At 61.2% G+C, this 956-nt stretch carries 1 protein-coding gene; it reads right to left on the reverse strand.

Annotated features, from left to right (window positions below; all coding sequences use genetic code 11):
- A partial coding sequence (locus EN906_RS35510; protein WP_245484410.1) for a thiamine pyrophosphate-binding protein occupies positions 1-835 on the reverse strand: 835 nt, incomplete at its 3' end.
- Between the last annotated feature and the right edge of the window lie 121 nt (positions 836-956).

Consider the following 956-nt stretch of genomic DNA (forward strand, 5'->3'; position numbering starts at 1 on the left):
TGCCTATGCCGAAGACGAAGTCGGCTTCCAGCATCGTCGCATTGCCATAGCGGTGCGAGGTCTGCAGCCCGCACATGCCGGCCATCAGCCGGTGGTCGTCGGGGATAGCGCCCCAGCCCATCAAGGTCGGGATGACCGGCACGCCCGAAATCTCGGCGAATTCGATCAGCAGGTCCGACGCATCGGCGTTGATGATGCCGCCGCCGGCGACGATCAGCGGCTTTTCGGCCGCGTTGAGCATGGTCAACGCCTTTTCGGCCTGGGCGCGCGTCATCGCCGGCTTGAACGGCGTCAACGGCTCATAGGCATCGATGTCGAATTCGATTTCGGCCAGTTGCACATCGACAGGCAGGTCGATCAGCACCGGGCCCGGCCGCGACGAGCGCATCAGGTGAAACGCCTTCTGCAGCGCCATGGGGACGAGATAGGGCTCCATGACGGTGACCGCCCATTTGGCGACCGGCGCGGCAATGGCTGATATGTCGACGGCCTGGAAATCCTCCTTGTTCAGCCGCGCCCGCGGCGCCTGCCCGGTGATGCACAGGATCGGAATGGAATCCGCGGCAGCCGAATAGAGCCCTGTGATCATGTCGGTGCCGGCCGGACCCGAAGTGCCGATGCACAGGCCGATATTGCCTGCCTTGGCGCGGGTAAAACCTTCCGCCATGTGCGAGGCGCCCTCGACGTGACGGGCTAGCACGTGGCGGATCGTTCCCCTCGCCTTCAGCGCCGAATAGAACGGATTGATCGCCGCGCCCGGCACGCCGAAAGCGCAGGAAATGCCTTCCTTTTCAAGAACGAGAACCGCGGCATCGACAGCGCGCATCCTGGCCATTTTCCAGCCCTCCACGGGGTTTGTCATTGTTGGATTGGCCAAGGATGTCAGCACGCCGGGTATTTTTCAATTTTTTCAGAATATTTTTTCATTTCTAGAAAACGGCATTATCATTCTGATG

Origin of the sequence: Mesorhizobium sp. M7A.F.Ca.CA.004.06.1.1 (genome assembly GCF_003999135.1) — a bacterium.
Classification (GTDB): Bacteria; Pseudomonadota; Alphaproteobacteria; order Rhizobiales; family Rhizobiaceae; genus Mesorhizobium.